Genomic DNA, 26,014 nt, shown 5'->3' with positions numbered 1-26,014 from the left:
TCGTCATCTGGCTGCGCTTAGGCGGCCTTCGGCAGCGCCGCCTTCGCGTCCTCGACCAAAGCGCGGTGCAGCGCCTTGATCGACGAGGCCAGCGCGTCTCGTTCGACGATGAACTGCACATCCACCGGACGCGGTCCCTGGGTCGCGCCGATCGCCGAGACGCCGGCATCGGCCAGCGCGTTCAGCCCGCGGCTGAGGACCGCCAGCCCGTCCAGGTCGCGCCCGACAGCCGAGGCCATTGCGACCGCCCGCGACGAGACGCAGGCCGAGGGATAGCGCTCGGTCAGGTCCTTCTCGACCCGGCGCAGCACCTTGAGGCTGCTGTCCACGTAGTGCGTGATCGTGTTGGCGTTCGACACCTTGCTGACAATGCGAACCTTGTGGCGGGTCAGCACCTCGAGGATGGTGGCGTCATAGCCCTTGGCGCCGACCATGTCCTGTTCGAACAGCTCCAGCGCGAACAGATCCAGTCCGGTGACGATCTCGACCGCCGGTTCTGTCGCCGGCTGGTCGTCGATCAGCGTACCGGGATCGTGCGGCTCGAACGCATTCGTCACGCGCAGCGGCACACCCGACTGGCGCAGCGTCTTGGCGGCCTTGGGGTGGATCGCCTCCATCCCCAGGTTCGACAGCTGGTCGGCCACGTCATAATTCGTGCGCCCCAGCTTGCGGACAACGTCGTGGCCCACCAGCTTGGGATCGGCCGAGGACAGGTGGAATTCCTTGTGGATGATCGCCTCGCGCGCGCCGGTCAGGGCCGCCAGCCGCGAGAACGTCACCTCGGAATAGCCGCGGTCGAATTCGCGCATCAGGCCTTCGCGGCACTGGGCATAGCCGGTGACGATGGGCATTTCCGACGCCGGATCGACGCCTTCCATCGCGCCCAGAATACGCTGGTCCAGCGTGACCTCGCCCTCGTCGCGCCAGCCTGACAGGTCCACGAACCGGGCCGAGATCCCGGCCCGCTGCAGCATCAGCGTGGTGACGAACGCGGAATGCGCCTCTCCCAGGCCCGACAGCAGCTCTCGCGTCTGCAGCATGTGTTCGGACAGCCGGAAGTGGCCGTAGGAACACAGGCGCTGCAGGTCGATCAGGCAGTTCTTCGCACCAAGCAGGCGGTCGCGGACGAAAGCGTCGGCGCTGTCCACGTCACCCGGATGGTCCAGGACAGCGCGGTGCGCCTCCAGCATGGCGGTGCTGGCGCGGTCCAGCGCGGCCAGCCAGCCGTGGTCGTCCTCGCTGCTGGCGAAGGCGGCATAGACACCGGGCTCGCCGGACTTCTTGTGCTCGAGCAGCAGGTTGGTGATGCCACCGAAGGCCGAGACCACGAAGATGCGGCCATAGGGGTTCTGACGGTCGCCGATCAGCACCGTGTCGCGCAGCTCATGAACCCGCGACATCGAGGTGCCGCCGATCTTTTCGACGGTATGGGTCATGGCTCAGGCCGTTTCGGCAGCCGGGGCATAGCTGCCGTCCTCTCGGTGGACCTCGGTGCCGGTCACGGGCGGATTGAAGCAGCAGGCCATGACCAGCGTCTCCTCCGCACGCAGCGTGTGCTTGTCATGCAGGTTCAGCGCATACATCACGCCGGGCGTGATCTCGTGCGTCTCGCCAGTGGCCAGATCGGTGATCGACCCCTTGCCGGACATGCAATAGACGCTCTCGAAGTGGTTCTTGTAGTGGAACGTATGCTCCGACCCCGCCTCCAGCGTGGTGATGTGGAAGGAAAAGCCCATCCCGTCATCGGCCAGCAGCATCCGGACCGAGTTCCAGCGGGCGTCGGACACCGATCGGTCGGTGTCCTTGAGGTCGTGGAAATTGCGAACGATCATATCGATTACTCCGCAGCGATGTTGGTGGTGGCAAGGACGTCACGGGCAGCATCCAGCAGGATGTCGAAGCCCTTTTCAAGCACGTCCTTCGGCGTGGTCAGGGGCGCCAGAACCTTGACCACCTGGTCCTCGTTCCCCGAAGTCTCGATGATCAGGCCACCATCGAATGCGCGCTTGCAGATCGCGCCGGCCAGCTCACCCGAGCCGACGTCGACGCCGCGCATTAGGCCGCGGCCCTTCAGGAAGGCCCCCGGAACCATGTCGCGCAGCTGCGTCAGCCGCGTTTCAATGATCTGAGCCTTTTCGGCCAGTTCGGCCTCGAAGGCCTTGTCCGACCAGAACTTCTCAACCGCGACGCGGGCCGTCACGAAGGCATGGGTGTTGCCGCGGAAGGTGCCGTTATGTTCCGCCGGGCCGAAGACGTCATGTTCGGGGCGCACCAGGACCATGGCCAGCGGCAGGCCGAAGCCCGACACGGACTTCGCCATCGGCACCAGGTCCGGAACCACGCCCATGTCCTCGAACGAGAAGAACTTGCCGGTGCGGCCGCAGCCCGCCTGGATGTCATCCAGGATCAGCAGCGCGCCGTGACGCTTGGCGATGTCGGCCACCGCCCGCACGAACTCGGCGGACGCGGCGTTCAGGCCGCCTTCGCCCTGTACGGTTTCCAGCATGATCGCGGCGGGGGCGTCGATACCGCCCGAAGCGTCGGACAGCATCTGGTCCAAGAGCGCGGCGCTGTCGAGGCCCTTGGCATATCCGTCGAAGGGCACACGGGTCACGCCCTGCGTCTCCATCCCCGCGCCGCCACGGTGATAGCCGTTCCCGGTCGCGGCCAGCGCGCCCATGGTCACACCGTGGAAGCCGTTGGTGAAGGCGATGACGTTGGTGCGGCCGGTTGACTTGCGCGCGATCTTCATCGCGGCCTCGACCGCATTGGCTCCGGTCGGACCGGTGAACATCACGCGGTGATCCATGCCGCGCGGGGCCAAGATGTGCCGCTCGAACGCGTCAAGGAACTCGGCCTTGGTCGTGGTGTGCAGGTCAAGCCCGTGAGCAATGCCGTCGCTGCTGATATGCTCGATCAGCGCGGCCTTCATGTCGGGGTCGTTGTGACCATAGTTCAGCGACGAGCAGCCGGCGAGAAAGTCGATATGCTCGCGCCCGTCGGCCGCGCGCATGATCGAGCCGCTGGCCGAGGTGAAGACCGAGGGAATGCCCCGGCAATAGGACCGCGCCTCGCTTTCGCGGCGCTGGAAGATCGTCGTGTCGTCGGTGATGTTCGTCATGTCTTTAGGCATGAGACGTCCTTTCGCACGGTGTGCGTTTTTGAGAATGCTTCGATGGGTGAAGTAATCAGGCGGCGAAGGCCCGACCTGCCTCGCGCGGCAGGGTGATCGTCACCATGTGCTCGGTCGCGTGGCGCCCGTCGAAATGTTCGTGGCGGGTGTAATGGGGATCGTCCGACAGCTCTCCGCCGACATGGCGGGCCAGGCTGCGAAACAGCGCCCAAGATGCGTCGTTGTCGCGCGTGATGGTCGTGTTCAGCCGGGTCGCATCGGCGCATGCATCGCGATTGATCAGGTGCATCAGCATCTTGCGGCCGAGTCCCAGACCGCGCGCCTTGCCGCTGACAGCGACCTGCCAGACGAACAGCGCGTCCTCGTTGGGGATCATGTGGCCGGAAATCCAGCCCACGATCCGGCCGTCAAGCTCGGCCACGACGCAGGTGTCGCGGAAGTGCTCGGCTTGCACGATGTTGCAGTACATCGAGTTCTCGTCCAGCGGCTTGCAGTCGCGCACCAACTCCCACACGTCGGATCCGTCGGTGGGATCCGGCTTGCGCAGCACCAGCTGCTGGGGGCGTTCGATGTCTTGCACGTCTCTGGGCATGGGCTCCTGATCCTCAGTTGCTTCGGGCATCAAACTAGTAAACCTTGCCCTTGGTTGCAACCGCCTTGGCTGAAAATCAGGCGTTTTCAGCTAAGTGGCCGCGATATAAAGGCATATTTCGGATGATGCGCACGGATGCGTGACCGCTCGGGGTTCGTCAGGCAAATTGTTTTCGCCCCGAAGTGAATGGCGTTGCCCTTGCCCGTCAGGCGCTGGCATAATGCGCCCATGACCGAGCCTGCCGCCAAGCCACGAACAGATGCCGCGCTGATCGCGCTGCGGCGCATCCTGCGCGCGACCGAACAATATGAACGTGACCTGGCGCAGGCCGCGCGGCTGACGCCCGCCAAGCTGCGGGTGCTGCAGATCCTGGCCGGGCGCGAGGGGCGGTCCGCCATGCCGACGCAGCTGTCGACGCAGATGGGCGTCAGCCAGGCTACGGTGACGGCGTTGGTCGATCAGCTGGACAAGCTGGGCCTGACGCAGCGCCAGCGGTCCAGCACCGACCGGCGGCAGCTGCACGTGATCCTGACCGAGGAGGGGGCCGCGGCCCTGCGCGATGCCCCCGACGCCCTGCAGCAGCATTTCGTCACCGGATTCGAGGCGCTGCAGGATTGGGAGCAGGCGATGCTGGTCGCCTCGCTCGAACGGGTGGCGGCGATGCTGAACGCCCATGGCATCGACGCATCGCCGGTCCTGACACTGGGAGAGATCAGCCGCATCCGCCGCTGACGGCGTCAGCCCCAGGGGCCGTGGCGGTCGTCGATTCCGTCCAGACGCTCGAACCCATGCGCGCCGAAGAAGTCGCGCTGCGCCTGGATCATGTTCGCCGTCCCGCGCGCGGTGCGCATCATGTCGAACCACATCAGCCCGGATGCCAGCGCCGGCAGCGCATGGCCCGCGGCGATCCCCTGCGTCACGACCTGCCGCAGCGCCGGCATCGCCCGCGCCAGAAGGTCGGCAAAGAAGGGTGCCATGATCAGGTTGCGGGCCGGATCCTCGGCCAGCGCGTCGGCCATGTCGTTCAGCATGGCCGACCGGATGATGCACCCGGCGCGCCACACGCGGGCGATGCCGGGCAGGTCCAGCGTCCAGCCAAATCGGCCGGACGCGCCGTCGATCATCGTGAAGCCCTGCGCATAGCAGAGGATCTTGCCGGCGATCAGCGCTTGTTCCAGCACCTCCGCGTCAAGCGGGCAGGGGCCGGGCGCGGCGCCGAAGCGTGCCTCTCCGGCCTGGCGTTCGTCCAGCCGGGCCGAGACATTGCGTGCCATGACCGCGGCCTCGATCACCGGGATGGGGGCAGACAGGTGCTGCGCCTCGATGGCGGTCCAGCGGCCGGTGCCCTTCTGGCCCGCGCGGTCCAGGATCACGTCGGGCATTGCGGCACCGGTATGGCGATCGCGCGCAGCCGTCACCTTGGCCGAGATCTCAATGAGATAGCTGGAGAGGACGCCGTCGTTCCACCCCGCAAAGATGTCCGAGATCGCTGCCGCGTGCAGCCCCATCCCGTCGCGCATCAGGCCATAAACCTCGGCGATCATCTGCATGTCGGCATATTCGATGCCGTTATGCACCATCTTGACGAAATGCCCGGCGCCCGCGTCGCCCATCCGGGCCGCGCAGGGCGTGCCGTCGTCGGCCTTGGCCGAGATCGCGGTCATCACCGGCGCGACCAGATCCCAGTCTGTCTGACTGCCGCCGCCCATGATCGCGGGACCGTGGCGCGCGCCGTCCTCTCCGCCAGAAACGCCCATGCCCAGGAAGCGGAAGGGCAGGGCGGCCTGATCGCGGCGGTTGGTGTCGTGGAAATCCGCGTTGCCAGCGTCGATGACCAGGTCCTCCGGCCCCAGCAACGGCGACAGCGATTCCAGCTGCGCATCAACGGCGACGCCGGCGGGCACCATCAGGATGATCGCGCGGGGCGGTGCGATGGCGGCGACCAGGTCGGCCAGCGTCTCGGTCGGCACGATCCGCGCGGCCAGGTCACCCGCGTCGTCGTGAAACCGCTGCGCCACGCCCGAGGTCCGGTTCCAGACCGCGATGGGAAAGCCCTTTTCCGCGATGTTCAGCGCCAGCGCCGCCCCCATCGTGCCCAGCCCGATCAGCCCGATGCGCGGCTGGTTGCCGTCCGTCATGTCCATGTCTCCACCCTTGGTCGCAATGCGTTCGGGGGATGGTTACGCTAACGGCGCGGCGCTGTCACGACGTGGCGGGGCGTGGCTTGATGCAGATCAGCGTCTGCAGGCCGGTCGCCACATGCGTCCGCTGCCCGCCGCCGACGCCCCAGACGTCCAGCTGGCAGATGGTCAGCGTGCGCCCCGGCTTGACGACGCGGCCCTCGGCCTCCAGCCAGTCGCCCTGCGCGGGGTTCAGCAGGTTCAGCTTGAATTCAGTCGTCAGCACGTCATGGCCGGGCGGAAACAGCGTGAAGGCCGCATAGCCGCCGGCCGAATCCGCCAGCGCCGCCGTGCCGCCCGCGTGGAAATAGCCGTGCTGCTGGGTCAGTTCGCGCCTGAAGGGCAGGCGCAGCGTGACATGCCCCGGCAGGGCGGCGACGATGCTGGCGCCCAAGTGGCGCATCAGGCCCTGCGCATCGAAGCTTGCGCGCAGCCGGTCGAGGGTTTCCGGTGAAAGCGGGGTGTCGGTCATGGCGCTCCTCCCAAGGCTGCGGCCAGTCTGCTGCGTCATCGGGCGGTGGGGAAGCCCCTCGCCCGATGACGGAGGGTCGCGGCGGAAGTGATGGTGCTGCCTGGGCCAGTGCCAGGCGCGCGCCAGTGGTCGGATCTGAACCTGCGCTTGCGAAGCACCGCGAATCGACGGGCGCCGGAGGGTCCATCCGTGCGCGCCCCACGCCCTGCGTTCGGCGCCGCCCAAGACCCGACACGGCCGCGGATGCCGGGGGGCCTTGCTGCGACCAACCGCCGCAACGGCGCGGGTGCGGCGATGAAGCCTGATACTCCTTTACACGCGCGAGGGTCCGATTTCCGGCGGCATCCTGCAAAACAGGTGAATCGCAGAACTTTTTCGGCGGCCCTGCCGACCGGTGCGTCTGTCTTCCGCCAAAAAAGGGTGCTAAGACCCTGCGCCAACTGCATGCCGCGACAGAGGTTCGAGACATGACCGACGACTATCCCAAGGTTGACCGCGTGATGGGGGGGCCTGCGGGCTGGATCTCCATCGCCTTCCCGGCGGTCCTGTTCCTCTATTTCCTGGGGCTTCTGCCGCAGATCGTGAACGGTCCGCAGGTGCACGGGATCGACTGGGTGCCTTCCTTGGGCGTCAGGTTCTCGGTGCTGCTGGACGGTCTCAGCATGACCTTCGCGCTGCTGATCACCGGGATCGGAACGGCGGTGACGCTCTACTCCGCGCGGTATCTGGGGCAGCATCCGCAATATCCGCGCTTCGTCTGCTATCTGCTGATGTTCATGGTCGGCATGCTGGGCCTTGTGCTGGCCGACAACCTGATCGCGCTGTTCGTCTTCTGGGAGGTGACGACCATCGCGTCCTACCTGCTGATCGGCTTCAACGCCGACAGCGCCAAGTCGCGCCGGTCTGCGCTGCAGGCGCTGCTGCTGACGGGGACGGGCGGGCTGGTCATGCTGGGCGGGATGATCATCCTGGGCAACGTCGCGGGCACGTTCGAGCTGTCGCGGATCCTGCAGATGGGCGACATGATCCGCGCGCATCCCTGGTACATGGGCATCCTGCTGCTGTTCCTGGCGGGCGCCTTCACGAAATCGGCGCAGGTGCCGTTCCATTTCTGGCTGCCGAACGCGATGGCCGCGCCGACGCCGGTCTCGGCCTATCTGCACAGCGCGACGATGGTGAAGGGCGGCGTCTTCCTGATGGCGCGAATGAACCCGGCGCTTGGCGGGACCGACGCATGGTTCTGGATCCTGACCATCTTTGGCGGGATCACGGCGGTCTTCGCCTCGGTCATGGCGCTGCGGCAGACGGACATCAAGCAGACGCTGGCCTATACCACGCTGATGGCCCTGGGGTCGCTGACCATGTTCATCGGCGCAGGGACGCATTACGCCATCGTCGGCGCGATGACCTTCCTGGTGGTGCACTCGCTCTACAAGGCGGCGCTGTTCCTGATGATCGGGATCGTGGACCACGCCACCGGCACGCGCGACGCGACGGTGCTGCGGGGGCTGTGGAAGGCGATGCCGCTGACCGGCGCGGCGGCGGGACTGGCCGCGCTGAGCATGGCGGGCATCCCGCCGATGGTCGGCTTCATCGGCAAGGAGTTCATGTACAAGGCCAGCCTTGGCCTTGGCGGGTTCGGTGCGATCTGGGTCACCGTGATGATCTTCGCGGCCTCGGCGCTGATGTTCGTGACCGGCGGCATCGTCGCGCTGAAGCCCTTCCGGGGCGAGCTTGCCGACACCCCCACGCCCGCGCATGAAGGCCCGTGGCCGATGCTGGCGGGTCCGTTGGTCTTGGGCGCGCTTTCGCTGTTCTTCGGACTGGTGCCGGGGGTGCTGGGCCACTATCTGGTCGGCCCCGCCACCCACGCGGTCGAGGGCGAGGTCCACGAGGTTCACCTCTATCTGTGGGGCGGCGTCAACATGGCGCTGATCCTGTCGCTGCTGACCTTCCTGGCGGGCTGGCTGCTCTATCGCAGTCACGAATCCATCCGCGCCCGGCTGGCCGCCTTCGAGGCGCGCAACCCCATCGATTTCGACGCGGGCTGGGACCGGGTCCTGGACGGCTTCAAGGCCTTCGCCGCCTGGCTGACCGGGCTGATCCAGACCGGCAGCCTGCAGCGGTACATGGCGGTCACCTTCTCAAGCTTCGTGGTGCTGGTCGGCGGCACGTATCTGATCAAGGGCGCCTTCGGCGACGGGCTGGGGCTTGCCACGGCCTCGGTCCATCCGGTCCAGTGGACTGTGCTGGCGCTGATCGCCGCGGGGTCGATCCTGGTCGTCTGGACGCACAGCCGCATGACCGCCGTGGCCGCGATGGGGGTCGTGGGCATCGGCGTGTCGGTGATCTTCATCATGTTCAGCGCTCCGGACGTCGCCATCACCCAGCTGCTGGTCGAGGTTCTGGTCGTCGTGCTGGTCAGCCTCGCCATGCTGCGGCTGCCCTATCTGCCGCGGCGGTCGCGGGCGTCCTTCCGCGCGGGCCACGCCATCATCGCGGCGGGCGTGGGCGTGGTCACGACCTTCCTGACCCTCTCGGTCCTCAGCACCCCGTTCGACCGGCGCCTGACCACCTTCTTCGAGACGGCCTCCTATCCCGAGGCGCATGGCCGCAACATCGTCAACGTGATCCTGGTCGACTTCCGCGCCCTGGACACCTTCGGCGAGATCACGGTGGTGGCCATGGCCGCGCTTGGAGCGCTGGCCCTGCTGCGCGGCACCGCACGTAAGAAGGAGAGCTGAGATGCAGTCGCTGATCCTGACCACGACCACGCGCCTTCTGGCGGCGCTGCTCCTCATGTTCTCGGTCTATGCACTGCTGCGCGGCCACAACCTGCCCGGCGGCGGCTTCATCGGCGGGCTGATCGGCGCGACGGGCTTCATCCTCTATACCATCGCCACCTCCGAAGTCGAAGCCCGCCGGGCGCTGCGCGTCGATCCGTCGAACATCGCGGTGGTGGGCCTGGGCATCGCCGGCCTTGCCGGCCTCTCGGCGGGGCTGGCCGGAGAGCCGTTCTTCACCGGCCAGTGGCTGTTCCTGTTCGCCGAGGACGGCGGCAAGGGCCTACCGCTGTCCACCGTCCTTGTATTCGATATCGGGGTCTATCTGGCCGTCTTCGGCGGCATCCTGACGCTGGTCTTCGCCCTGGAAGAGGAGATCTAAGCGTGGAACTGCTGCTTGCCATCACCATCGGCATCGTCGTGGCGACCTCGGTCTACCTGATGCTAGACCGCAACGCGCTGCGTTTCCTGTTCGGGCTGGTCCTGCTGTCTAACGCGGTCAACCTGATCATCTTCGCGGGCGGCCGCCTGACCGCAGGCGCCCCGCCGCTGATCCCCGAAGGCGCCTATGCACCCGTGGACGTCGTGGCGAACGCCCTGCCGCAGGCGCTGGTGCTGACAGCCATCGTCATCGGCTTCGGCCTTTTGGCCTTCACGCTGGCGCTGGTCTATCGCACCTTCATGACCCTCGGCACCGTCAACAGCGACGAGATGCGCATCGCCGAGCCGCGCGACAAGCGCCAGCTTGACGAGAGCCGGCTCGGCATGGGCAAGGCCGACCCCGAACATCCCGCGACCGGGCAGGAGGCCGGTATATGAACTGGCTTCTTGTCTATCCGATCGTCATCCCGCTGATGACGGCGGTCGTGTCGTACCTGTTCCGCAACAGCCGCGCCGGGCGCTGGATCTCGGTCGCTGGCACGGCGGCGCTGCTGCTGGCCAGCCTGCTGCTGATGGCCGAGGTGCTGGATCGCGGCGTCGTCGCGGCGCAGATGTCGAACTGGGAGGCGCCCTTCGGCATCACCCTGGCGGCCGACCTTCTGGGCGCGGTGATGGTCGTCATCACCGCCATCACCGGCATGGCGACCGTGATCTACAGCCTGTCCGACATTTCCGAGCGGCTGGAACGGATGGGCTTCCACGCGCTTCTGCAGATCCTGCTGATGGGCGTCTGCGGGGCCTTCCTGACGGGCGACCTCTTCAACCTCTATGTCTGGTTCGAGGTGATGCTGATCGCCAGCTTCGGCCTGCTGGTGCTGGGCGGCGACCGCCAGCAGCTGGATGGCGGCATCAAGTACGTGATGCTGAACCTGGTCTCGACCATCATGTTCCTGACCGGGATCGGGCTTCTTTACGGCATCACCGGCACGCTGAACATGGCCGACCTGCACCTGGCCGTGCGAGAGGTCCAGAACCAGGGCCTGCTGACCACGATCGCGGTGATGTTCATGGTGGCCTTCGGCGTCAAGGCGGCGCTGTTCCCGCTGTTCTTCTGGCTGCCTGCGTCCTATCACACGCCGCCCGTCGCGGTCTCGGCGATCTTCGCTGGCCTGCTGACCAAGGTCGGGGTGTATTCGCTGATCCGCTGCTTCACGCTGATCTTCAACCAGGACGTGGGCTTCACTCACACGCTACTTTTGTGGCTGTCGGTGATCACGATGGTCACGGGCGTGCTTGGCGCGGCGGCGATGAACGACTTCCGCCGCATCCTGTCGTTCCACATCATCAGCCAGATCGGCTACATGGTGCTGGGCCTGGCGATCTATACGCCCCTGGGCCTGATGGGGGCGGTCTTCTACCTGGTCCACCACATCATCGTGAAGGCGAACCTGTTCTTCGTGGCGGGCGTGGCCAAGCGCATCGGCGGCTCGACCGACCTGGCGCGGCTTGGCGGCCTGTACACCCACGCGCCGCTGCTGGCCTTCCTGTTCCTGATCCCGGCATTCTCTCTGGCAGGGTTCCCGCCGCTGTCGGGCTTCTGGGCGAAATACGTGGTGGTCAAGGCCGCGCTCGACCTGGAAATGTGGGGCGTGGCCGCGATCTCTCTGGCGGTGGGCCTCCTGACGATCTTCTCGATGACCAAGATCTGGGGCGCGGCCTTCTGGCCGGACCATCCCGACGGCATCAAACCGCGCCTGTCGGACCTGCCCATGGGCGACCGGGTGGCGCTGATGCTGCCGATCATCGGGCTGGCGGCGCTGACCTGCATCATCGGGCTGTTTCCCGAACCCTTCGTGCAGTTCGCCGAACGCTCGGCCACGCAATTGCTTGACCCGACCGAATACATCACGACCGTCCTGGGGGTGCAGCCATGAACCTCTTTGCCATCAACATCGTGCTGGCCTTCGCCTGGGTGGCGCTGACGGGCGGGCTGACGCTTGGCGGCCTGACGACGGGCTTCGTCGTGGGACTGGGCGCCATGTGGCTGGTCAGGCCGCTGTTCCCGCATACGGGCAGCTATTTCATGCGGCTCTACTACTGGGCCCGGCTGATCGTGATGTTCGTCTATGAGCTGATCGTCAGTTCGCTGCCGGTGGCCAAGGACGTGCTGACGCCGGGGCAATTCTCGAAGCCCGCGCTGATCGCGGTGCCGCTGAACGTCACGACTGACCTGCAGATCACGTTGCTGGCGAATTTCATCTCGCTGACGCCGGGCACGCTCAGCCTGGACGTGTCCGACGATCGCAAGACGCTGTATATCCATGCCATGTTCGGCGACGAACCCGATGAGATCCGCGCCCAGATCCGCGACCGGTTCGAGGTCTGGGTGCGCGAGGCGACAGAGTAGGGCCATGACGATGATGGATTTCGCAATTCTGCTGGGCTTCGCGCTGGTCATCCTGGGGTTGACGCTGGCGGCGATCCGGCTGTTCATCGGCCCGACCCTGGCCGACCGCATCGTGGCGCTGGACATGATGACGGTCCAGCTGGTGGCCTTTGGCGGGCTTGCCGCGCTGCAGTCGCGCAGCGCCGCGTTCCTGGACGTCGCGGTGGTGCTGGCCCTGGTGGGCTTTCTGGCCACCGTCTGCCTGGCGCGCTATCTGGAACGCCGCATCCTGCTGAAGTCGGAGGAGCTGAAATGATCGTCGACCTGATCGTGTCCTTCCTGATCGTGGCCGGGGGCGTCTTCTGCCTGTCGGCGGGCCTGGGCGTCCTGCGCCTTCCCGACGTGTTCACGCGGATGCACGCCTCGACCAAGGCGGGCACGCTGGGGTCGGGGTTGATCCTGATCGCCGTCGCCGTGGTCTTCGCCGAGGGTACCGTGATCGCCCGCGCCGTCGCGGCAATCCTGTTCCTGTTGCTGACCGCCCCGGTCGCGGCGCATCTGATCGGCCGCGCGGCCTTCCGGACGGGCGTTCCCATGGTCGATCGCACCGCCTGCGAGCCCGGTGTCGCCGAGGCGCTGCGCAGTCCCGGACCGGCGGACGACCAGCCCTAAGGGGCAGGGGGCGCTGTCGGGGCTTTCCAAACACGGCGCATGCGCGTAGATCTTGCCGATTGGCGGACGAACCGCCTGATTTGAAAGATCTACATGAGCCAGGATATCCCCACGATCACCCGCACCGAGGAGCTTGCGCGCTTCTGCGAGGCTGCGAAATCCGCCCCCTATGTCACCGTCGACACCGAGTTCCTGCGCGAGCGGACCTATTGGTCGAAGCTGTGCCTGATCCAGCTGGCCCTTCCGCCCTCGTCGACCGGCGGCAACCCGGGAGGAGAGGGCGTGCTGGTCGATCCCCTGGCCGAGGGGCTGTCGCTCGAGCCGCTCTACGACCTCTTCCGCTTCAAGGATACGGTCAAGGTCTTTCACGCCGCGCGCCAGGACCTGGAGATATTCTTCCACGACGCGCAGCTGTTCCCTGAACCGCTGTTCGACACCCAGGTCGCGGCGATGGTCTGCGGCTTCGGTGAGCAGGTCGGCTACGAAACGCTGGTGCGCAAGATTGCCAAGGCGAACCTCGACAAGTCGTCGCGCTTCACCGACTGGTCGCGCCGCCCTCTGACGGATGCGCAGAAGGCCTATGCCCTGGCCGACGTGACGCATCTGCGCGTGATCTATGAATTCCTTTCGGCCGAGCTGAAGAAGACCGGGCGCGAGGCCTGGCTGGCCGAGGAAATCGCCGTCCTCGAGGACCCCGAGACCTATATCACCCGCCCCGAAGAGGCGTGGATGAAGGTCCGCACGCGCACAAACTCTCCGCGCTTCCTGGCGATCCTGAGAGAGCTGGCCCAGTTCCGCGAAGCCTATGCCCAGGAACGCGACATTCCCCGCAGCCGCGTCTTCAAGGACGACGCGATGATCGAGGTCGCCTCGACCAAGCCCGCGACCGAGGCCGACCTGGGCCGGTCCCGCCTGCTGCTACGCGAGGCCCGCAAGGGAGAGATTGCGAACGGTATCCTGGCGGCCGTCAAGGCGGGCCTCGAAGCCAAGGATCTGCCGCAGCCCAAGGCCGAGGAACCCGGCAAGCCGGGCAACGCCGCCTTGTCGGACCTGCTGCGCGTGCTGCTGAAGGCCAAGGCCGATGCAGCGGGGGTGGCGCCCAAGCTAATCGCCTCGTCCGCCGATCTCGATGCCATCGCGACAGGCGATCGCGACCTGCCGGCACTGCATGGCTGGCGGCACGAGGTCTTCGGACGCGACGCCCTGCGCCTGGCCGCAGGCGAGATTGCGCTGTCCGCCCGCGGGGGCGCGGTCAAGGTCGTTCCATGCGGCTCCGCCTGACCGGCCCCGCCGCGTGATCGCCACCCGGCACGGCCGCCCGCCGGGGCGGTCGTTTTTGGGCATCCCGCTCGTGCTGGCTGCACCGGACTCTTCAAGACCACATCAGTGACCGCATCATGGCACGACCGGCTGCAGCGGCGGTCAGGCCAGCAGGCGGCTTGATTTTTCATGTACACTCCAACTTGCACGGACACTACGCGAGTCCGGCTGCGGTGTTCATTGTAAAGCATCGGCCCGGCCATCGCGCCCAAGGTGGCTGGCGTGGGGTGGCCGCACCGCGACCGGCTTCGTGCCATGCCCATGACCACGATCGGCGAGCGGGCAGGGGATCCTCTGCGCGGTTCAGGCAGCAACCCGGTCGCACCACGGGGGCCTGTGCAACGCGAAGGACAGACGGCACCGTCCTAGTTACCAGCGCGGGATGAACAACGGCACGGCCGGCACGCATTCAGTTCCACTGGCGTGACGGGGCGGACCGTCTGCGTGGTGGCTTCATCTGAATAGCGGCAGTCAGCCGGAGTATGTCCTTGTGTCAGTTCAGTTCGCAGCAAACGTGCGAAGGCCAATTCTCCCCGCACCATACTGTACCCAACGGCCAACACCGCGCCTCTGGCACAACCTTGCAAATTCTGTGCGTGCCCGGCTGACGTCCACGGTTTCGGTCAACTTCAGGAATTGCTGCACGTCCCGCCTTACATCAACAAGGTTCCGTCCTCGCCTTTGGCCCGTGCATGACACAACCTGTGCATGGCTGGTTTGTTCAGGCGCCAGCGCCCGGTGTAACGTCGTCGGGCGCTGCGATCACACGTCAGTCGTCGCGGTCGTCCAGGGGCTGGGGCTGGATGACCCGGAACAGGGCGCGGCGCTCTTCGGGGGTGTCGGCGCGGGGAAAGCCGCGGGCGCGCTCGGCGGCGGGCTCGCTGGGGCGGCGGGGCCTGAAGTCCTGCGGCTCCTCGGCGAAGCCGATGGCCGAGGGCGAGGGTGCGATCGTCTTGCCGCCCTCGATGATCGGCAGGACCTCGTCCTCGACCAGGTCGAAGCGGCGGGGCGCAACCCCCGTGTCGCCCTCGGCCACAAGGCAGCCCAGGGCGCGCGTGACGTCCTGCAGGTCGGACCTCAGCGGCAGAAGCAGCATCTGCGCCTTCAGTTCGGGGCGGGCATAGTCGGGCTTGCCGTGCAGCGTCATCCGGGCGATCTGCGGTCCCTTGAAGACGCTTTCCAGCACGTCCGAGAATCGCCCCCGAGAGCTTGTGTTCAGGAAGGCGCAGAGCGGCATGCCGCGCACCTCCATCCCCATCAGGTCGATCAGGTGCCGCCCGGCCAGTCGCAAACGGCCCGCGCCGGGCGCGATCCGTTCGATGATGAAGGCATAGTCCAGCGCGTGAGAGATGCCGCGCGGATCGACGTCGCTGCGCATCGGCACCGCCCGGCCCTTGCGGATCGACGTCCAGTAGTCGTGCAACCCGCGCAGCACCCGGTCGGGCCGGCACGTCTCGTAATCCTGCAGGCGCACGATGCGCGCCGGCCCGTCATCCGGCCGCGCGCTCTTGCGCATGTCGTCGTCGCGTTCCGACACGTCCTACCCCTAAACCTGACAAAGCGGATCGGTCATCCGCATGGTGTTCGCTTCCCATCATAACGCCGTGCCGGTGCCAGAGCCGAGTCATTTCCTGAATGAATGGTTAAGATGTGACTCCCCGTGAGGTGGTCCGACTTGACCCACGCAGCCTGCCGGGGCATCCCACGGGGCAAGTCTTCGGAAGGCAAGGATCCGCCCAGCATGATGAACCGCACCGGCCTGATGGTCATCCTGTCGTCTCCCTCGGGGGCGGGCAAGTCGACGCTGGCGCGGCGTCTGATGGATTGGGACCCGTCGCTGCGGTTCTCGGTCTCGGCCACCACGCGCGCGCCGCGGCCCGGAGAGATCGACGGCGTGCATTACTACTTCACTTCGGCCGAGGATTTCCGGCGGATGGTCCAGCAGGACCAGATGCTGGAACATGCCGAAGTGTTCGGCAATCTCTATGGCAGCCCGCGCGCCCCGGTCGAGGCGGCGATGCGCGACGGGCGCGACACGCTGTTCGACGTCGACTGGCAGGGCGGGCAGCAGATCCGTGCCTCGGCGCTTGGCGGCCATGTCGTGTCGATCTTCGTGCTGCCGCCGTCGCTGCCGGAGCTTGAGCGCCGCCTGCGGGCCCGTGGCCAGGACAGCGAGACCGTGATTGCCGGGCGGATGCTGAAGAGCCGGTCCGAGATCAGCCACTGGGCCGAATACGATTATGTCCTGGTTAACGACGACCTGGACGAGACCGAGGCCCGGCTGCGCGCCATCCTGACGTCCGAGCGGCTGCGCCGCGAACGCCAGGGCGGACTGGGGGCCTTCGTGAAGCAACTGATGACCGAGGACGCGTGATGATCTGGTCGCTGGACGGCGTGACGCCGCAGATTGCAGAAGATGCCTGGGTTGCGCCGGACGCGCAGCTGATGGGCCGGGTGGTGCTGGAGGAGGCGGCCTCGGTCTGGTTCGGCGCCGTCCTGCGCGGCGACAACGAGGAGATCCGCGTCGGACGCGGCAGCAACGTGCAGGACCTGTGCTGCCTGCACACCGATCTCGGACATCCGCTGGTGATCGGCGCCGACTGCACCATTGGCCACCGTGCCATCCTGCATGGCTGCCGGATCGGCGACGGGGCGCTGGTCGGCATGGGCGCCACGATCCTCAATGGCGCCGTCATCGGGCCGGGCGCCTTGATTGGGGCCGGTGCGCTGATCGCCGAGGGGAAGGAAATCCCGGCGGGGGCCCTTGTGATGGGCGCGCCCGGCAAGGTGGTGCGTATGCTGGACGAGTCGGCGGTGGCCGAACTGCGGGCCTCGGCCGCGCGGTATCGGGCCAATGCCGCACGCTTCCGCGCGGGCCTTGTCGCGGCGGGCCCTGCCGGTGCGTGACAACGCGCGCCGCGTCAGCGGCTTTCTGGACGGGGTGCCGCTGCCGATGCTGGCCGTGGACCGGCAGGCGCGCGTCGTGGCCGCCAATCCGCCGGCCATGTCGCTTCTGGGCACCGACATCCTGAACCGGCCCTTCGTGACGGTCCTGCGGCACCCGTCCATCGTGCAGGCGGTGGACTGGGTGCTGGACCCGGCCGGAACCCCGGCCCCCGCCGCCGATCCCGAGCTGCCGGCGCCATCGGAACATGCCGCCACGCTGCGGGCGCAGTTCGCCATCGAAGGACGGGACATCCTGGCCGAGGTGACCGTGGCGCCGCTGCCCGCGCCCCTGGGGCGCGGCGCGACGGTGGCGCTGGTCGACCGCTCGGTCGCCGAGGAAGGCGAGATGATGCGCCGCGACTTCGTGGCCAATGTCAGCCACGAGCTGAAGACCCCGCTGACCGCGATGATCGGATTTATCGAGACCCTGCGCGGACCCGCCCGCGACGATACCCGCGCCCGCGACCGGTTCCTGGACATCATGGAGCGCGAGGCGGGTCGGATGAACCGCCTGATCAGCGACCTGCTGTCGCTGAGCCGCGTCCAGGCCGAGGAGCGTCGCCGCCCCTCGGGTGAGGTCGACCTGCCGGGGCTTCTGAACTCGGTCCTGGCGACACTGGCGCCGCGGGCCGAGGCGGCCGGTGTGGTGGTGCGGACCGAAGGGCTGGGGCAGCCGGTCCGCCTGCCGGGCGATGCCGACCAGCTGACGCAGGTGTTCCAGAACCTGGTCGAGAACGCGCTGAAATACGGCGGCTCGGGCGGATCGCTGCGGGTCGCGCTGGCGCGGGTGCCGCACGAACCGGTGCTGCGGGGCCCGGGCTGGGCCGTCACCATCGAGGATCGCGGCGAGGGGATCGAGGAACAGCACCTGCCGCGCCTGACCGAGCGGTTCTACCGCGTCGATCCCCACCGCTCGCGCGAGCAGGGGGGCACGGGGCTGGGCTTGGCGATCGTCAAGCACATCCTGAACCGCCACCGAGGCCGGCTGCGGATCGAGAGCCGGCGCGGCGAGGGCAGTCGCTTCACCGTGATCCTGCCCGAACGGCTGACGCGCGGCTGAGGACGGATTGTCCGCAGGGATGCTGGCCTGTCCCCCTCGCCCTTCGGGGCGGGTTGGCCTATAAGCGCGCCACATCTTGAGGAAGGGATACCGTCATGTCGCAATCGTCCGGGGTCGATCCGGCCAAGCTGGCTGCCGCACAGGCGGCCGTCGCGCTGGTCGAGGACGGGATGAAGCTGGGCCTCGGCACCGGCTCGACCGCCGCCGTCATGGTGCGGGAACTGGCCGCGCGGGTCGCGGCCGAGGGGCTGAAGCTGCGCTGCGCCGCCACGTCGCAGGCGACCGCCGACCTGGCGACCAGCCTGGGGCTGCGGATCGAGAGCCTGGACGAGATCGGCTGGCTGGACATGACCATCGACGGCGCCGACGAGGTCGATCCCGACCTGCACCTGATCAAGGGCGGCGGGGCCGCGCATCTGCGCGAGAAGGTCGTCGCCGCCGCCAGTGACCGCATGGTCGTCGTCGCCGACCCCGGCAAGGTCGTGGAAATTCTGGGCGCCTTCCCGCTGCCGGTCGAGGTGCTGGCCTTCGGCTTCGAGACGACGCGCAAGCTGATCCGCCGCGCCCTGGACGAGCTGGAGCTGGGCGGCCACGACGTGATGCAGCGCCTGCGGGGCAGCGACCCGGTCATCACCGACGAGGGCAACCTGATCCTCGACCTGCACCTGGGCTGCATTCCCGACGCCCCCGCGCTGGCGCGCGCGCTGGCCGCGATTCCCGGCGTGGTCGAACATGGGCTGTTCCTGGGCATGTGCGATCTGGCGATCATCGGCCGCAAGGACGGCAGCGTGATCCAGCTGGCGCGCGATGCCGACATCGACGCCGACCTGCTGGCCAATGAAGGAGAGTGAACCTGTGAGTTTCGACTATGACCTGTTCGTGATCGGCGGCGGCTCGGGCGGCGTGCGTGCGGCGCGGATCGCGGCGGGAGATCACGGCGCCAAGGTCGGCCTGGCCGAGGAAAGCCGCATGGGCGGCACCTGCGTCATCCGCGGCTGCGTCCCCAAGAAGCTGATGATCTTCGCGTCCCAGGCCGGCCTGATGGCCGAGGAGATGCGCGGCTATGGCTGGGCAGACGCGCAGGCCGGCGCCTTCGACTGGGAGATCTTCCGCGAGAAAATGGACGCCGAACTGACCAGGCTGGAACTGATCTATCGCGCCGGGCTGAACCGCGCCGGCGTCGAGGTCCACGACCAGCGCGCCAGGCTGGTCGGCCACCACGAGATCGAGCTGGCCGACGGCACCCGCAAGACCTCCCGCCACATCCTGATTGCGGCCGGCGGGCGTCCGACGAAGATCGGCATCCCGGGCGAGGAGCTGGGCATCGTCTCGGACGATTTCTTCCTGATGGAGAAGCTGCCGCGCCGCGTCCTGCTGATCGGCGGCGGCTTCATCGCGTGCGAATTCGCGAGCATCCTGGCGGGCCTGGGCGTCGAGGCGGTGCAGGTCTATCGCGGCGACGCGGTGCTGCGCGGCTTCGACCGCGAGGCCCGCGACATGGCGACCCTGCAGCTGAGCCATGTCGGCGTCGACCTGCGGCTGGGCCTGACGCCCACGCGGCTGGACAAGGCCGGCGACGGGATCGAGGTCTCCTTCGACGACGGCAGCAGCGACCGCTTCGACGCGGTGCTGTTCGCGACCGGGCGCACGCCCTATACCGGCGGCCTGGGGCTTGAGAACACCGAGGTGCGCCTGAAGCCGAATGGCGCCATCGAGGTGGACGACTGGTCGCAGACCTGCGTGCCCTCGATCTTCGCGGTGGGCGACGTGACCGACCGCGTGAACCTGACGCCGGTGGCGATCCGCGAGGGTCACGCCTTCGCCGACACGATGTTCGGGGCGAAGCCTCGCAAGGTGGACCACTCGGTCGTGGCCAGCGCCGTCTATCTGCGCCCGCACGAGCTGGGCACCGTCGGCCTGACCGAGGAAGAGGCGCGGGCGCGCGGCCCGGTCGACGTCTATTCGACCGTCTTCCGCCCGATGCGGTCGATGTTCGCAGGCAGCGACGCCCGCGTGATGATGAAGCTGCTGGTCGATCCCGCCACCGACAAGGTGCTGGGCTGCCACATCTTCGGCCCCGAGGCCGGAGAGATGATCCAACTGGCCGCCATCCCGATCACCATGGGCGCGACCAAGGCGCAGTTCGATGCGACCATCGCCGTGCATCCCACGGCCGCCGAGGAACTGGTGACGATGCGGGCGCCGTCGCGGCGTCACGACGCTCCGCATGGCTGACAAAACCGTGGGCGCGGCCGCAGGTCGCAGCTGACGGGCCGGGGCAGGGTTGACTTTTCGGCCCTGCGCCCCAGTTTTCAAGCAACGGAATTTCCAGCGAAAGAAGGACGATCGATGGCAAATCAGGGCCCCTGGGGCGGAGGCGGCGGAGGCAATGGCGGCCGGGACGACGGCGATCGGGACAAGCGCCCGAACCGTCCCTGGGGCGACCAGCAGCCGCCGAACGGGTCGCGGCGACCGGGGTCCGGCGATTCACAACGTCCCGAGATCGAAGACCTGATGAAGAAGGGCCAGGAACGCCTGCGTGTGCTGATGGGCGGCCGCGGAACCGGCGGCGGGACCGGCGGCAACGGTCGCGGGCCTGGCGGCCCGAACATCGGGCTGAACCGCTCGACCCTGGTGATCGCCGGCCTTGTCGGCGTGGCGCTGTGGGGTTTTGCCAGCTTTTACCGGGTGCAGACGAACGAACAGTCGGTCGAGTTCCTGTTCGGCCGCGCCGTCGCCGTCGGCACCGAGGGTCTGAACTTTGCCCCTTGGCCGTTCGTCACCGCCGAGGTGGTGCCCGTCACCAACGAACGCGTGACCGAGATCGGCACCGGGCGCGGCGGCGACATGGACAACGGCCTGATGCTGACCCGCGACCAGAACATCGTCGACATGGAATACCAGGTCGTCTGGAACATCAGCGACCCCGAGAAATACCTGTTCAACCTGGCCGATCCCGCCGACACTATGCGCGCGGTGGCCGAATCCGCCATGCGCGACATCATCGCGCGGTCGGAACTGGCGCCGATCCTGAACCGCGACCGCGGGGCCATCGCCTCTGACCTGCAGGAATCGGTGCAGTCCACGCTGGACGCCTATCAGTCGGGCATCAACGTCGTCCGCGTCAACTTGGACCGCGCCGACCCGCCCGAAGAGGTCATCGACAGCTTCCGCGCCGTCCAGGCCGCCCAGCAGGAACGCGACCGGCTTGAGAAAGAGGCCGACGCCTATGCGAACCGCGTCCTGGCTCAGGCCCGCGGCGACGCGGCGCAGGCGCTGGAACAGGCCGAGGGCTATCGCGCCGAGGCGGTGAACACCGCCGCCGGTGAGGCCGCCCGCTTCAACTCGATCTACGAGGAATACGTGAACGCGCCCGAGGTTACCCGCCGCCGGATGTATCTGGAGACGATGGAGCAGGTTCTGGGCGACGTGAACAAGATCATCATCGGCGAAGGCGTCAGCCAGGGATCGGGCATCGTGCCCTACCTGCCGCTCGACCAGCTGCGTGGCGGTTCGACCGCGCCTGCCGCCATCAACACCACCAGCGGGGGGACGAACTGATGGCCGCCAAGAAAATCGCCGGCGCGATCGCCATTCCGCTGCTGATCGTGGTCGCCGTCGTCGCGGCGACGGCGCTGTTCATCGTGGACGAACGCGAAAAGGCGCTGGTGCTGCGCCTTGGCCGCGTCGTCGACGTGCAGGAGGAGCCGGGCCTGAACTTCAAGCTGCCGCTGGTCGACAACGTCGTGAAATACGACGGCCGCATCCTGGGCCTGCCGACCAGCCCGCTGGAGGTGACGCCGCTGGACGACCGCCGCCTGGTGGTCGATGCCTTCGCGCGCTGGCGGATCACCGACCCGGTGCGTTTCCGTCAGGCCGTCGGCACGGCGGGGGTTTCGGGCGCGCAGATGCGGCTTGAGCCGATCGTCAGGAACGCCATCCGCGAGGTGCTGGGCACCGTGCCCTCGACCCAGGTGCTGTCCGACGACCGGACCACGCTGATGAACCAGATCCGCGACGAGGCGCGCAGCAACTCGGGCGGTTTGGGGGTCGAGATCATCGACGTCCGCCTGACCCGGACCGACCTGCCCGAGCAGAACCTGAACGCCACCTATGCCCGGATGCGGGCCGAGCGGGAGCGTGAGGCCGCCGACGAGATCGCCCGCGGCGGCGAGGCCGCGCAACGCGTCCGCGCCGCCGCGGACCGGACCGTGGTCGAGCTGACCTCCGAGGCGCAGCGCCGCGCCGAGATCGTCCGAGGCGAGGCCGACGCGCAGCGCAACGCGATCTATGCCGGCGCCTATGGCCGCGACCCCGAGTTCTTTGCCTTCACCCGGTCGCTGACCTCGTACGAACGCGCGCTGCGGGGCGACAACAGCTCGATCGTGCTTCAGCCGGACAGCGAGTTCTTCACCTATCTGTCGAACGACGGCTCGGCCAATGCGAATCCCGCGCCGACCCCAGTGCCGCCCACCGAGCCGACGGCGGCGGCTGATGCGCCAACGCCGACCGAGGACGACGAGGAACTGGTCACCCCAGAGGTGACCGACCGCGAAGGCAACCGCCTGGGCGAATCCGCAGGCGTACGCCTGACCCCGGTTCCCGAAAGTCTGGTCACGCCGCCGCAGGAAACCGAGGTTCTTCTTCCCGACGCAACCATCGGCGAAGGTGAGGCGGCGGCCGATCCTGCCACCGCAGAACCTGAGGCGGCGGAACCGGAAGCCGCACCCGCTGAAGGGCAGACGAACTGAAACGGGGCAACGGGCAGAGAGCGATCTCTGCCCGTTCTTCATTCGGGGGGGTGCAATAAAAATCACGATGAGTTCACGACCCGAGAGCGTGGTTTATTTGCAACTGCTTCCTACATGGCGTTCATAGGCCCCGCAGCCCGGGCCGCGACATTGGCGGGCTGCCCAGAAAAATGAGGACATCCGCATGAAATCGCTTCTTCCTCGCCATCTCGTGACCGCTTCGGCGCTGGCCCTCGTGGTCGGCCTTGGCCATGCGGGCGCCCAGCAGGTGGTCGAGCCCGCCAACGACGACGTTTCCCCCGAAGTCAGCCAGCAGGCGCAAGAGGCCGCCGAGGCCAACCGGCCGCTTGGTGCCGTGGCCGAGCCGACCGAATCGGCCCAGGTGATGCCCGGCAGCTTTGCCGATCTGGCCGAGCAGGTCTCGCCCGCGGTCGTGAACATCACGACGACGTCGGTCGTGTCGCAGCCCACCGGCGGACCGGGCGGCCCTGCCTTCCCCGAGGGCAGCCCGTTTTCGGACCTGTTCCGCGACTTCGGCTTCCCCGGCGCGCCGAACGGCCCCGAGGGCATGCCGCAGCGCCGGATGCCGCAGCGTTCGAACGCTCTCGGCTCGGGCTTCGTGATCTCGGCTGACGGCTATATCGTGACGAACAACCACGTCATCGAGGGGGCCGACCAGATCGAGATCGAGTTTTATTCCGGCGAGACGCTGCCGGCCGAGGTGGTGGGCACCGACCCCAACACCGACGTCGCGCTGCTGAAGGTCGAAAGCGACGATGCCATCCCCTTCGTGCGCTTCGGCGACAGCGACGATGCCCGCGTCGGCGACTGGGTGCTGGCGCTTGGCAACCCCTTGGGGCAGGGCTTTTCGGCCAGTTCCGGCATCGTGTCGGCGCGCAATCGCGAGCTGTCGGGCACCTATGACGACTATCTGCAGACCGACGCGGCGATCAACCGCGGCAACTCGGGCGGGCCGCTGTTCAACCTTGATGGAGAGGTGATCGGCGTGAACACCGCGATCCTGTCGCCGAACGGCGGATCGATCGGGATCGGCTTCTCCATGGCGTCGAATGTCGTGTCGCAGGTCGTCGACCAGCTTCGGGAATTCGGAGAGACGCGGCGCGGCTGGCTGGGCGTGATGATCCAGGACGTCACTCCGGAGATGGCCGAGGCCCTGGGCCTTGAACAGGCCGGCGGCGCGATGGTCACCGACGTTCCGGAAGGTCCGGCCCGCGAAGCTGGCCTGCAGATGGGCGACGTGATCACCAGCTTCGATGGCGCCGAGGTCGAGGATACGCGCGGCCTTGTCCGCCGCGTGGCCGAAGCTCCGGCCGGAGAGACGGTCGAGGTCGTCGTCATGCGCGACGGCGACAGCGAGACGCTGGACGTGACCTTGGGCCGCCGCGAGACCGCGCAGGGCAACGCCGACGCCGAAGCCCCCGCCGAGGCGAGCGAATCCGACGTGCTGGGCATGACGGTGACGCCGCTGACCCCGCAGATGGCGTCCGAGCTGGACGTGTCCGAGGCCGAGGGCCTGGTCATCACCGCCGTCGATCCCGAAAGCGCCGCTGCCGAGAAGGGCTTGGCCGCCGGCGACGTCATCACTGAGGCGAACCAGCAGCCCGTGGCGACCGTCGCCGATCTGGAAGCCCGGATCGAGGAGGCCCGCGAGGCCGGCCGCCGGTCCGTCCTGATGCTGATCCGCCGCGGCGGAGAGCCACTGTTCCTAGCCCTGCCGCTGGAGCAGGAAGACGCCACGGCCGAGTGATCGGGCAATCGGAACGACAAGGGGCGGCCGGATCGGCCGCCCCTTTTCAAATGGAGGGTGATCGCCTAACTCGGATTGGACAGAAGGGAACGAGCATGGCGAAGATCACCTATATCGAACACAATGGCACCCGTCACGACGTCGAGGTGCGCCCCGGCATGACCGTCATGGAGGGTGCGCGCGACAACGGCATTCCCGGCATCGATGCCGATTGCGGCGGCGCCTGCGCCTGTTCGACCTGCCACGTCTATGTCGATCCCGCCTGGCTGGACAAGCTGCCGCCGCGCGACCCGATGGAGGAGGACATGCTGGACTTCGCCTACCAGCCCGATCCCGAACGCTCTCGCCTGACCTGCCAGATCAAGGTGACCGAGGAGCTGGACGGCCTGGTCGTCCAGATGCCCGAACGGCAGATCTGACGCCTTGAACCTCTGCGATCGGATCCGGTTCGGTTCGGGCCGCGTTGGACCAATGAAGGCGGCGGATGTCGTCGCACTGGTCCCAACGACGCAGGAGGATGACCATGGCCAAGCTGACATTCGAAGGCATGCCGCCGATCGAGGGCAGTGCCGAAGCCGGCGGCGATTATGTCCGTTTCCGCACGGATTCGCTGCCCGATGCGGATGCCGTTGCCGAGCCGCGCGACGGCATGATCGACCTGGACGGCCAGTCCGCGAAGGTGTTTCTGGAAAGCGCCCAGACCCATGACGACGGCGTGATCGAGCTTGTGCTGCGCCGTTATTCCCCCTCGGCCTGACCAGCAGTCCGGGGCAGGCCGATGACGGAACTGGTGCTGTGGCATGTCCCCAGGTCGCGGTCGGTGCGCGTGCTGTGGCTGCTCGAGGAGATCGGCTGCCCCTATCGGCTGGAACGGCTGCCTGCGGCCGCCAGTCTTGAACAGGCATTGCACCCGAGCCAAGCGCCCGCCCTGCAGGACGGCGACGTCAAGATGCACGAGACGGGCGCCATGACCGAATGGCTGTGCGAAACACGCGCGCCGCAACTGTGGCGCGCGCCAGCGGCGCAGGGGCGCATCGGCTGGCTGGACTGGCTGCATTTTGCCGAAACGCTTCTGCACCTGGTCGCGGCCCGCGACGTTCCCGGCGGGCGTGCGCGGCTTCAATCGGCACTGGACCTGCTGGCGGACTGGCTGGACGGGTCGGAATGGCTGCTCAGCCATTTTAGCGGGGCGGACTGCCAGATGGGCTATTCCGTCTGGATGGCCGCCCAGGTGGTTCCGGCGCAGGACCGGCCGGCGCTGGCGGCCTATCTGGACCGCTGCCTGTCGCGCCCGGCTTTCCAGGCCCAGACACAGGCATCATGGGCCTAGGTGCTCAGTCCCGACATCTGGTGGATGGGGTTTAGGATGAATCTGTCGGGCTGGGATGTCCAGATCTTGCAGATGAATTCGTAAGGCGTGAGGGCCAGCCATGGTCCGCCATCGGTCCAAGGACCATGGCTGGCGAGGGTCTTGAGCCGGCGGGCGAAGTTGTAGGCGGGCATGAAGTCCGCGAGATGGGTGCGGAGCTGATCGTGGCTATCGTAGTGGAAGCGTTTGACCGTGGCCTTG

General features: G+C 67.5%; 27 protein-coding genes and 1 pseudogene. 20 read left to right on the top strand and 8 right to left on the bottom strand.

Annotation, left to right across the window (positions count from 1 at the left end; translation table 11 throughout):
• Window positions 1-17 precede the first annotated feature (17 nt).
• From OC184_RS11945 to ectA, 4 genes are read right to left on the bottom strand one after another with little or no spacing between them, the layout of a single operon-like run.
• Window positions 18-1,436, bottom strand: coding sequence for an aspartate kinase (locus OC184_RS11945; RefSeq protein ID WP_265507417.1), 1,419 nt, complete (start codon window positions 1,434-1,436; stop codon window positions 18-20).
• Window positions 1,437-1,439: 3 nt separating this feature from the next.
• Complete coding sequence (locus OC184_RS11940) at window positions 1,440-1,832, bottom strand: ectoine synthase (RefSeq protein WP_265507416.1); 393 nt, start codon at window positions 1,830-1,832, stop codon at window positions 1,440-1,442.
• Window positions 1,833-1,837: 5 nt separating this feature from the next.
• Window positions 1,838-3,133 (bottom strand): diaminobutyrate--2-oxoglutarate transaminase, encoded by a 1,296-nt coding sequence (ectB, locus tag OC184_RS11935; protein ID WP_265507415.1) that lies wholly within the window; start codon window positions 3,131-3,133, stop codon window positions 1,838-1,840.
• A 55-nt stretch (window positions 3,134-3,188) separates the two neighbouring features.
• A complete protein-coding gene (gene ectA, locus OC184_RS11930) occupies window positions 3,189-3,725 on the bottom strand; it encodes a diaminobutyrate acetyltransferase (RefSeq protein ID WP_265507414.1) in 537 nt (178 codons plus the stop codon).
• A 228-nt stretch (window positions 3,726-3,953) separates the two neighbouring features.
• Between ectA and OC184_RS11925 the strand changes: the two genes are divergently transcribed.
• Window positions 3,954-4,457 (top strand): MarR family winged helix-turn-helix transcriptional regulator, encoded by a 504-nt coding sequence (locus OC184_RS11925; RefSeq protein WP_265507413.1) that lies wholly within the window; start codon window positions 3,954-3,956, stop codon window positions 4,455-4,457.
• 5 nt (window positions 4,458-4,462) lie between these two features.
• On the opposite strand, the gene gndA is transcribed toward OC184_RS11925, so the two are convergent.
• Both gndA and OC184_RS11915 read right to left on the bottom strand, forming a co-directional pair.
• Window positions 4,463-5,863 carry an NADP-dependent phosphogluconate dehydrogenase gene (gene gndA / locus OC184_RS11920; RefSeq protein ID WP_378927190.1) on the bottom strand — a complete coding sequence of 467 codons (1,401 nt, stop codon included), beginning with the start codon at window positions 5,861-5,863 and terminating at the stop codon, window positions 4,463-4,465.
• 64 nt (window positions 5,864-5,927) lie between these two features.
• The gene (locus tag OC184_RS11915) at window positions 5,928-6,377 is read right to left on the bottom strand and encodes a PaaI family thioesterase (protein WP_265507411.1); all 450 of its coding nucleotides are present in this window, start codon (window positions 6,375-6,377) and stop codon (window positions 5,928-5,930) included.
• A 467-nt stretch (window positions 6,378-6,844) separates the two neighbouring features.
• Between OC184_RS11915 and OC184_RS11910 the strand changes: the two genes are divergently transcribed.
• From OC184_RS11910 to rnd, 8 genes are all read left to right on the top strand, one after another.
• On the top strand, window positions 6,845-9,121 hold the full coding sequence (locus OC184_RS11910) for a putative monovalent cation/H+ antiporter subunit A (RefSeq protein WP_265507410.1): 2,277 nt from the start codon (window positions 6,845-6,847) through the stop codon (window positions 9,119-9,121).
• 1 nt (window position 9,122) lies between these two features.
• Window positions 9,123-9,542, top strand: coding sequence for a Na+/H+ antiporter subunit B (locus OC184_RS11905; RefSeq protein WP_265507409.1), 420 nt, complete (start codon window positions 9,123-9,125; stop codon window positions 9,540-9,542).
• A 2-nt stretch (window positions 9,543-9,544) separates the two neighbouring features.
• Window positions 9,545-9,979 (top strand): Na+/H+ antiporter subunit C, encoded by a 435-nt coding sequence (locus tag OC184_RS11900; protein WP_265507408.1) that lies wholly within the window; start codon window positions 9,545-9,547, stop codon window positions 9,977-9,979.
• Complete coding sequence (locus OC184_RS11895) at window positions 9,976-11,475, top strand: Na+/H+ antiporter subunit D (protein ID WP_265507407.1); 1,500 nt, start codon at window positions 9,976-9,978, stop codon at window positions 11,473-11,475. The genes OC184_RS11900 and OC184_RS11895 overlap by 4 nt, the downstream gene beginning before the upstream one ends.
• On the top strand, window positions 11,472-11,948 hold the full coding sequence (locus OC184_RS11890) for a Na+/H+ antiporter subunit E (protein ID WP_265507406.1): 477 nt from the start codon (window positions 11,472-11,474) through the stop codon (window positions 11,946-11,948). The genes OC184_RS11895 and OC184_RS11890 overlap by 4 nt, the downstream gene beginning before the upstream one ends.
• A gap of 4 nt (window positions 11,949-11,952) precedes the next feature.
• Window positions 11,953-12,243, top strand: coding sequence for a monovalent cation/H+ antiporter complex subunit F (locus tag OC184_RS11885; RefSeq protein WP_265507405.1), 291 nt, complete (start codon window positions 11,953-11,955; stop codon window positions 12,241-12,243).
• On the top strand, window positions 12,240-12,599 hold the full coding sequence (gene mnhG / locus OC184_RS11880; protein ID WP_265507404.1) for a monovalent cation/H(+) antiporter subunit G: 360 nt from the start codon (window positions 12,240-12,242) through the stop codon (window positions 12,597-12,599). Before OC184_RS11885 ends, mnhG begins: the two co-directional genes overlap by 4 nt.
• 105 nt (window positions 12,600-12,704) lie before the next feature.
• A complete protein-coding gene (gene rnd, locus OC184_RS11875; RefSeq protein WP_265507436.1) occupies window positions 12,705-13,880 on the top strand; it encodes a ribonuclease D in 1,176 nt (391 codons plus the stop codon).
• 808 nt (window positions 13,881-14,688) lie between these two features.
• On the opposite strand, the gene OC184_RS11870 is transcribed toward rnd, so the two are convergent.
• Window positions 14,689-15,456: a PAS domain-containing protein gene (locus OC184_RS11870; protein WP_265507403.1), complete on the bottom strand. Its 768-nt coding sequence runs from the start codon at window positions 15,454-15,456 to the stop codon at window positions 14,689-14,691.
• Window positions 15,457-15,663: 207 nt separating this feature from the next.
• On the opposite strand from OC184_RS11870, the gene gmk reads away from it, so the two are divergent.
• From gmk to OC184_RS11815, 11 genes are all read left to right on the top strand, one after another.
• Window positions 15,664-16,293: a guanylate kinase gene (gene gmk, locus OC184_RS11865; protein WP_265507435.1), complete on the top strand. Its 630-nt coding sequence runs from the start codon at window positions 15,664-15,666 to the stop codon at window positions 16,291-16,293.
• Window positions 16,293-16,826: a gamma carbonic anhydrase family protein gene (locus OC184_RS11860; protein WP_265507402.1), complete on the top strand. Its 534-nt coding sequence runs from the start codon at window positions 16,293-16,295 to the stop codon at window positions 16,824-16,826. Before gmk ends, OC184_RS11860 begins: the two co-directional genes overlap by 1 nt.
• Window positions 16,774-17,925: a sensor histidine kinase gene (locus OC184_RS11855; RefSeq protein WP_265507401.1), complete on the top strand. Its 1,152-nt coding sequence runs from the start codon at window positions 16,774-16,776 to the stop codon at window positions 17,923-17,925. Before OC184_RS11860 ends, OC184_RS11855 begins: the two co-directional genes overlap by 53 nt.
• Before the next feature lie 95 nt (window positions 17,926-18,020).
• Window positions 18,021-18,776 carry a ribose-5-phosphate isomerase RpiA gene (rpiA, locus tag OC184_RS11850; RefSeq protein WP_265507400.1) on the top strand — a complete coding sequence of 252 codons (756 nt, stop codon included), beginning with the start codon at window positions 18,021-18,023 and terminating at the stop codon, window positions 18,774-18,776.
• Window positions 18,777-18,780: 4 nt separating this feature from the next.
• Window positions 18,781-20,160: a glutathione-disulfide reductase gene (gorA, locus tag OC184_RS11845; RefSeq protein WP_265507399.1), complete on the top strand. Its 1,380-nt coding sequence runs from the start codon at window positions 18,781-18,783 to the stop codon at window positions 20,158-20,160.
• Window positions 20,161-20,274: 114 nt separating this feature from the next.
• On the top strand, window positions 20,275-21,486 hold the full coding sequence (gene hflK, locus OC184_RS11840; protein WP_265507398.1) for an FtsH protease activity modulator HflK: 1,212 nt from the start codon (window positions 20,275-20,277) through the stop codon (window positions 21,484-21,486).
• Window positions 21,486-22,676, top strand: coding sequence for a protease modulator HflC (gene hflC / locus OC184_RS11835; RefSeq protein WP_265507397.1), 1,191 nt, complete (start codon window positions 21,486-21,488; stop codon window positions 22,674-22,676). Before hflK ends, hflC begins: the two co-directional genes overlap by 1 nt.
• Window positions 22,677-23,061: 385 nt before the next feature.
• The gene (locus OC184_RS11830; protein ID WP_265507434.1) at window positions 23,062-24,444 is read left to right on the top strand and encodes a DegQ family serine endoprotease; all 1,383 of its coding nucleotides are present in this window, start codon (window positions 23,062-23,064) and stop codon (window positions 24,442-24,444) included.
• A 95-nt stretch (window positions 24,445-24,539) separates the two neighbouring features.
• Entirely contained in the window at window positions 24,540-24,863 is a 324-nt protein-coding gene (locus tag OC184_RS11825) for a 2Fe-2S iron-sulfur cluster-binding protein (protein ID WP_265507396.1), read from the top strand.
• Window positions 24,864-24,967: 104 nt separating this feature from the next.
• On the top strand, window positions 24,968-25,201 hold the full coding sequence (locus OC184_RS11820) for a hypothetical protein (RefSeq protein ID WP_265507395.1): 234 nt from the start codon (window positions 24,968-24,970) through the stop codon (window positions 25,199-25,201).
• A 21-nt stretch (window positions 25,202-25,222) separates the two neighbouring features.
• Window positions 25,223-25,774, top strand: coding sequence for a glutathione S-transferase family protein (locus tag OC184_RS11815; protein WP_265507394.1), 552 nt, complete (start codon window positions 25,223-25,225; stop codon window positions 25,772-25,774).
• Here OC184_RS11815 and OC184_RS11810 read toward each other — a convergent pair.
• A pseudogene (locus tag OC184_RS11810) lies at window positions 25,771-26,014 on the bottom strand (hypothetical protein); the annotation flags it as partial. The gene OC184_RS11815 and the pseudogene OC184_RS11810 sit on opposite strands and share 4 nt — an antisense overlap.

Source organism: Paracoccus rhizosphaerae (assembly GCF_026162645.1).
Taxonomy (GTDB): Bacteria; Pseudomonadota; Alphaproteobacteria; order Rhodobacterales; family Rhodobacteraceae; genus Paracoccus; species Paracoccus rhizosphaerae.
The sequence above is the reverse complement of the archived record's forward strand: the minus strand, read 5'-3'. Positions and strand labels throughout refer to the sequence as shown.

Excerpts from the sequence above, each read along its gene's own strand:
- OC184_RS11830 (WP_265507434.1), top strand. The coding sequence starts at position 23,062 with ATGCCCGGCAGCTTTGCCGATCTGGCCGAGCAGGTCTCGCCCGCGGTC.
- OC184_RS11890 (WP_265507406.1), top strand. The coding sequence starts at position 11,472 with ATGAACCTCTTTGCCATCAACATCGTGCTGGCCTTCGCCTGGGTGGCG.
- OC184_RS11815 (WP_265507394.1), top strand. The coding sequence starts at position 25,223 with ATGACGGAACTGGTGCTGTGGCATGTCCCCAGGTCGCGGTCGGTGCGC.
- gmk (WP_265507435.1), top strand. The coding sequence starts at position 15,664 with ATGAACCGCACCGGCCTGATGGTCATCCTGTCGTCTCCCTCGGGGGCG.
- OC184_RS11855 (WP_265507401.1), top strand. The coding sequence starts at position 16,774 with ATGCCGCACGCTTCCGCGCGGGCCTTGTCGCGGCGGGCCCTGCCGGTG.
- OC184_RS11895 (WP_265507407.1), top strand. The coding sequence starts at position 9,976 with ATGAACTGGCTTCTTGTCTATCCGATCGTCATCCCGCTGATGACGGCG.
- ectB (WP_265507415.1), bottom strand. The coding sequence starts at position 3,133 with ATGCCTAAAGACATGACGAACATCACCGACGACACGACGATCTTCCAG.
- mnhG (WP_265507404.1), top strand. The coding sequence starts at position 12,240 with ATGATCGTCGACCTGATCGTGTCCTTCCTGATCGTGGCCGGGGGCGTC.
- rpiA (WP_265507400.1), top strand. The coding sequence starts at position 18,021 with ATGTCGCAATCGTCCGGGGTCGATCCGGCCAAGCTGGCTGCCGCACAG.
- OC184_RS11940 (WP_265507416.1), bottom strand. The coding sequence starts at position 1,832 with ATGATCGTTCGCAATTTCCACGACCTCAAGGACACCGACCGATCGGTG.
- OC184_RS11910 (WP_265507410.1), top strand. The coding sequence starts at position 6,845 with ATGACCGACGACTATCCCAAGGTTGACCGCGTGATGGGGGGGCCTGCG.
- ectA (WP_265507414.1), bottom strand. The coding sequence starts at position 3,725 with ATGCCCAGAGACGTGCAAGACATCGAACGCCCCCAGCAGCTGGTGCTG.
- hflC (WP_265507397.1), top strand. The coding sequence starts at position 21,486 with ATGGCCGCCAAGAAAATCGCCGGCGCGATCGCCATTCCGCTGCTGATC.
- OC184_RS11905 (WP_265507409.1), top strand. The coding sequence starts at position 9,123 with ATGCAGTCGCTGATCCTGACCACGACCACGCGCCTTCTGGCGGCGCTG.
- OC184_RS11925 (WP_265507413.1), top strand. The coding sequence starts at position 3,954 with ATGACCGAGCCTGCCGCCAAGCCACGAACAGATGCCGCGCTGATCGCG.
- gndA (WP_378927190.1), bottom strand. The coding sequence starts at position 5,863 with ATGACGGACGGCAACCAGCCGCGCATCGGGCTGATCGGGCTGGGCACG.
- hflK (WP_265507398.1), top strand. The coding sequence starts at position 20,275 with ATGGCAAATCAGGGCCCCTGGGGCGGAGGCGGCGGAGGCAATGGCGGC.
- OC184_RS11915 (WP_265507411.1), bottom strand. The coding sequence starts at position 6,377 with ATGACCGACACCCCGCTTTCACCGGAAACCCTCGACCGGCTGCGCGCA.
- OC184_RS11820 (WP_265507395.1), top strand. The coding sequence starts at position 24,968 with ATGGCCAAGCTGACATTCGAAGGCATGCCGCCGATCGAGGGCAGTGCC.
- OC184_RS11825 (WP_265507396.1), top strand. The coding sequence starts at position 24,540 with ATGGCGAAGATCACCTATATCGAACACAATGGCACCCGTCACGACGTC.
- OC184_RS11860 (WP_265507402.1), top strand. The coding sequence starts at position 16,293 with ATGATCTGGTCGCTGGACGGCGTGACGCCGCAGATTGCAGAAGATGCC.
- OC184_RS11885 (WP_265507405.1), top strand. The coding sequence starts at position 11,953 with ATGACGATGATGGATTTCGCAATTCTGCTGGGCTTCGCGCTGGTCATC.
- OC184_RS11945 (WP_265507417.1), bottom strand. The coding sequence starts at position 1,436 with ATGACCCATACCGTCGAAAAGATCGGCGGCACCTCGATGTCGCGGGTT.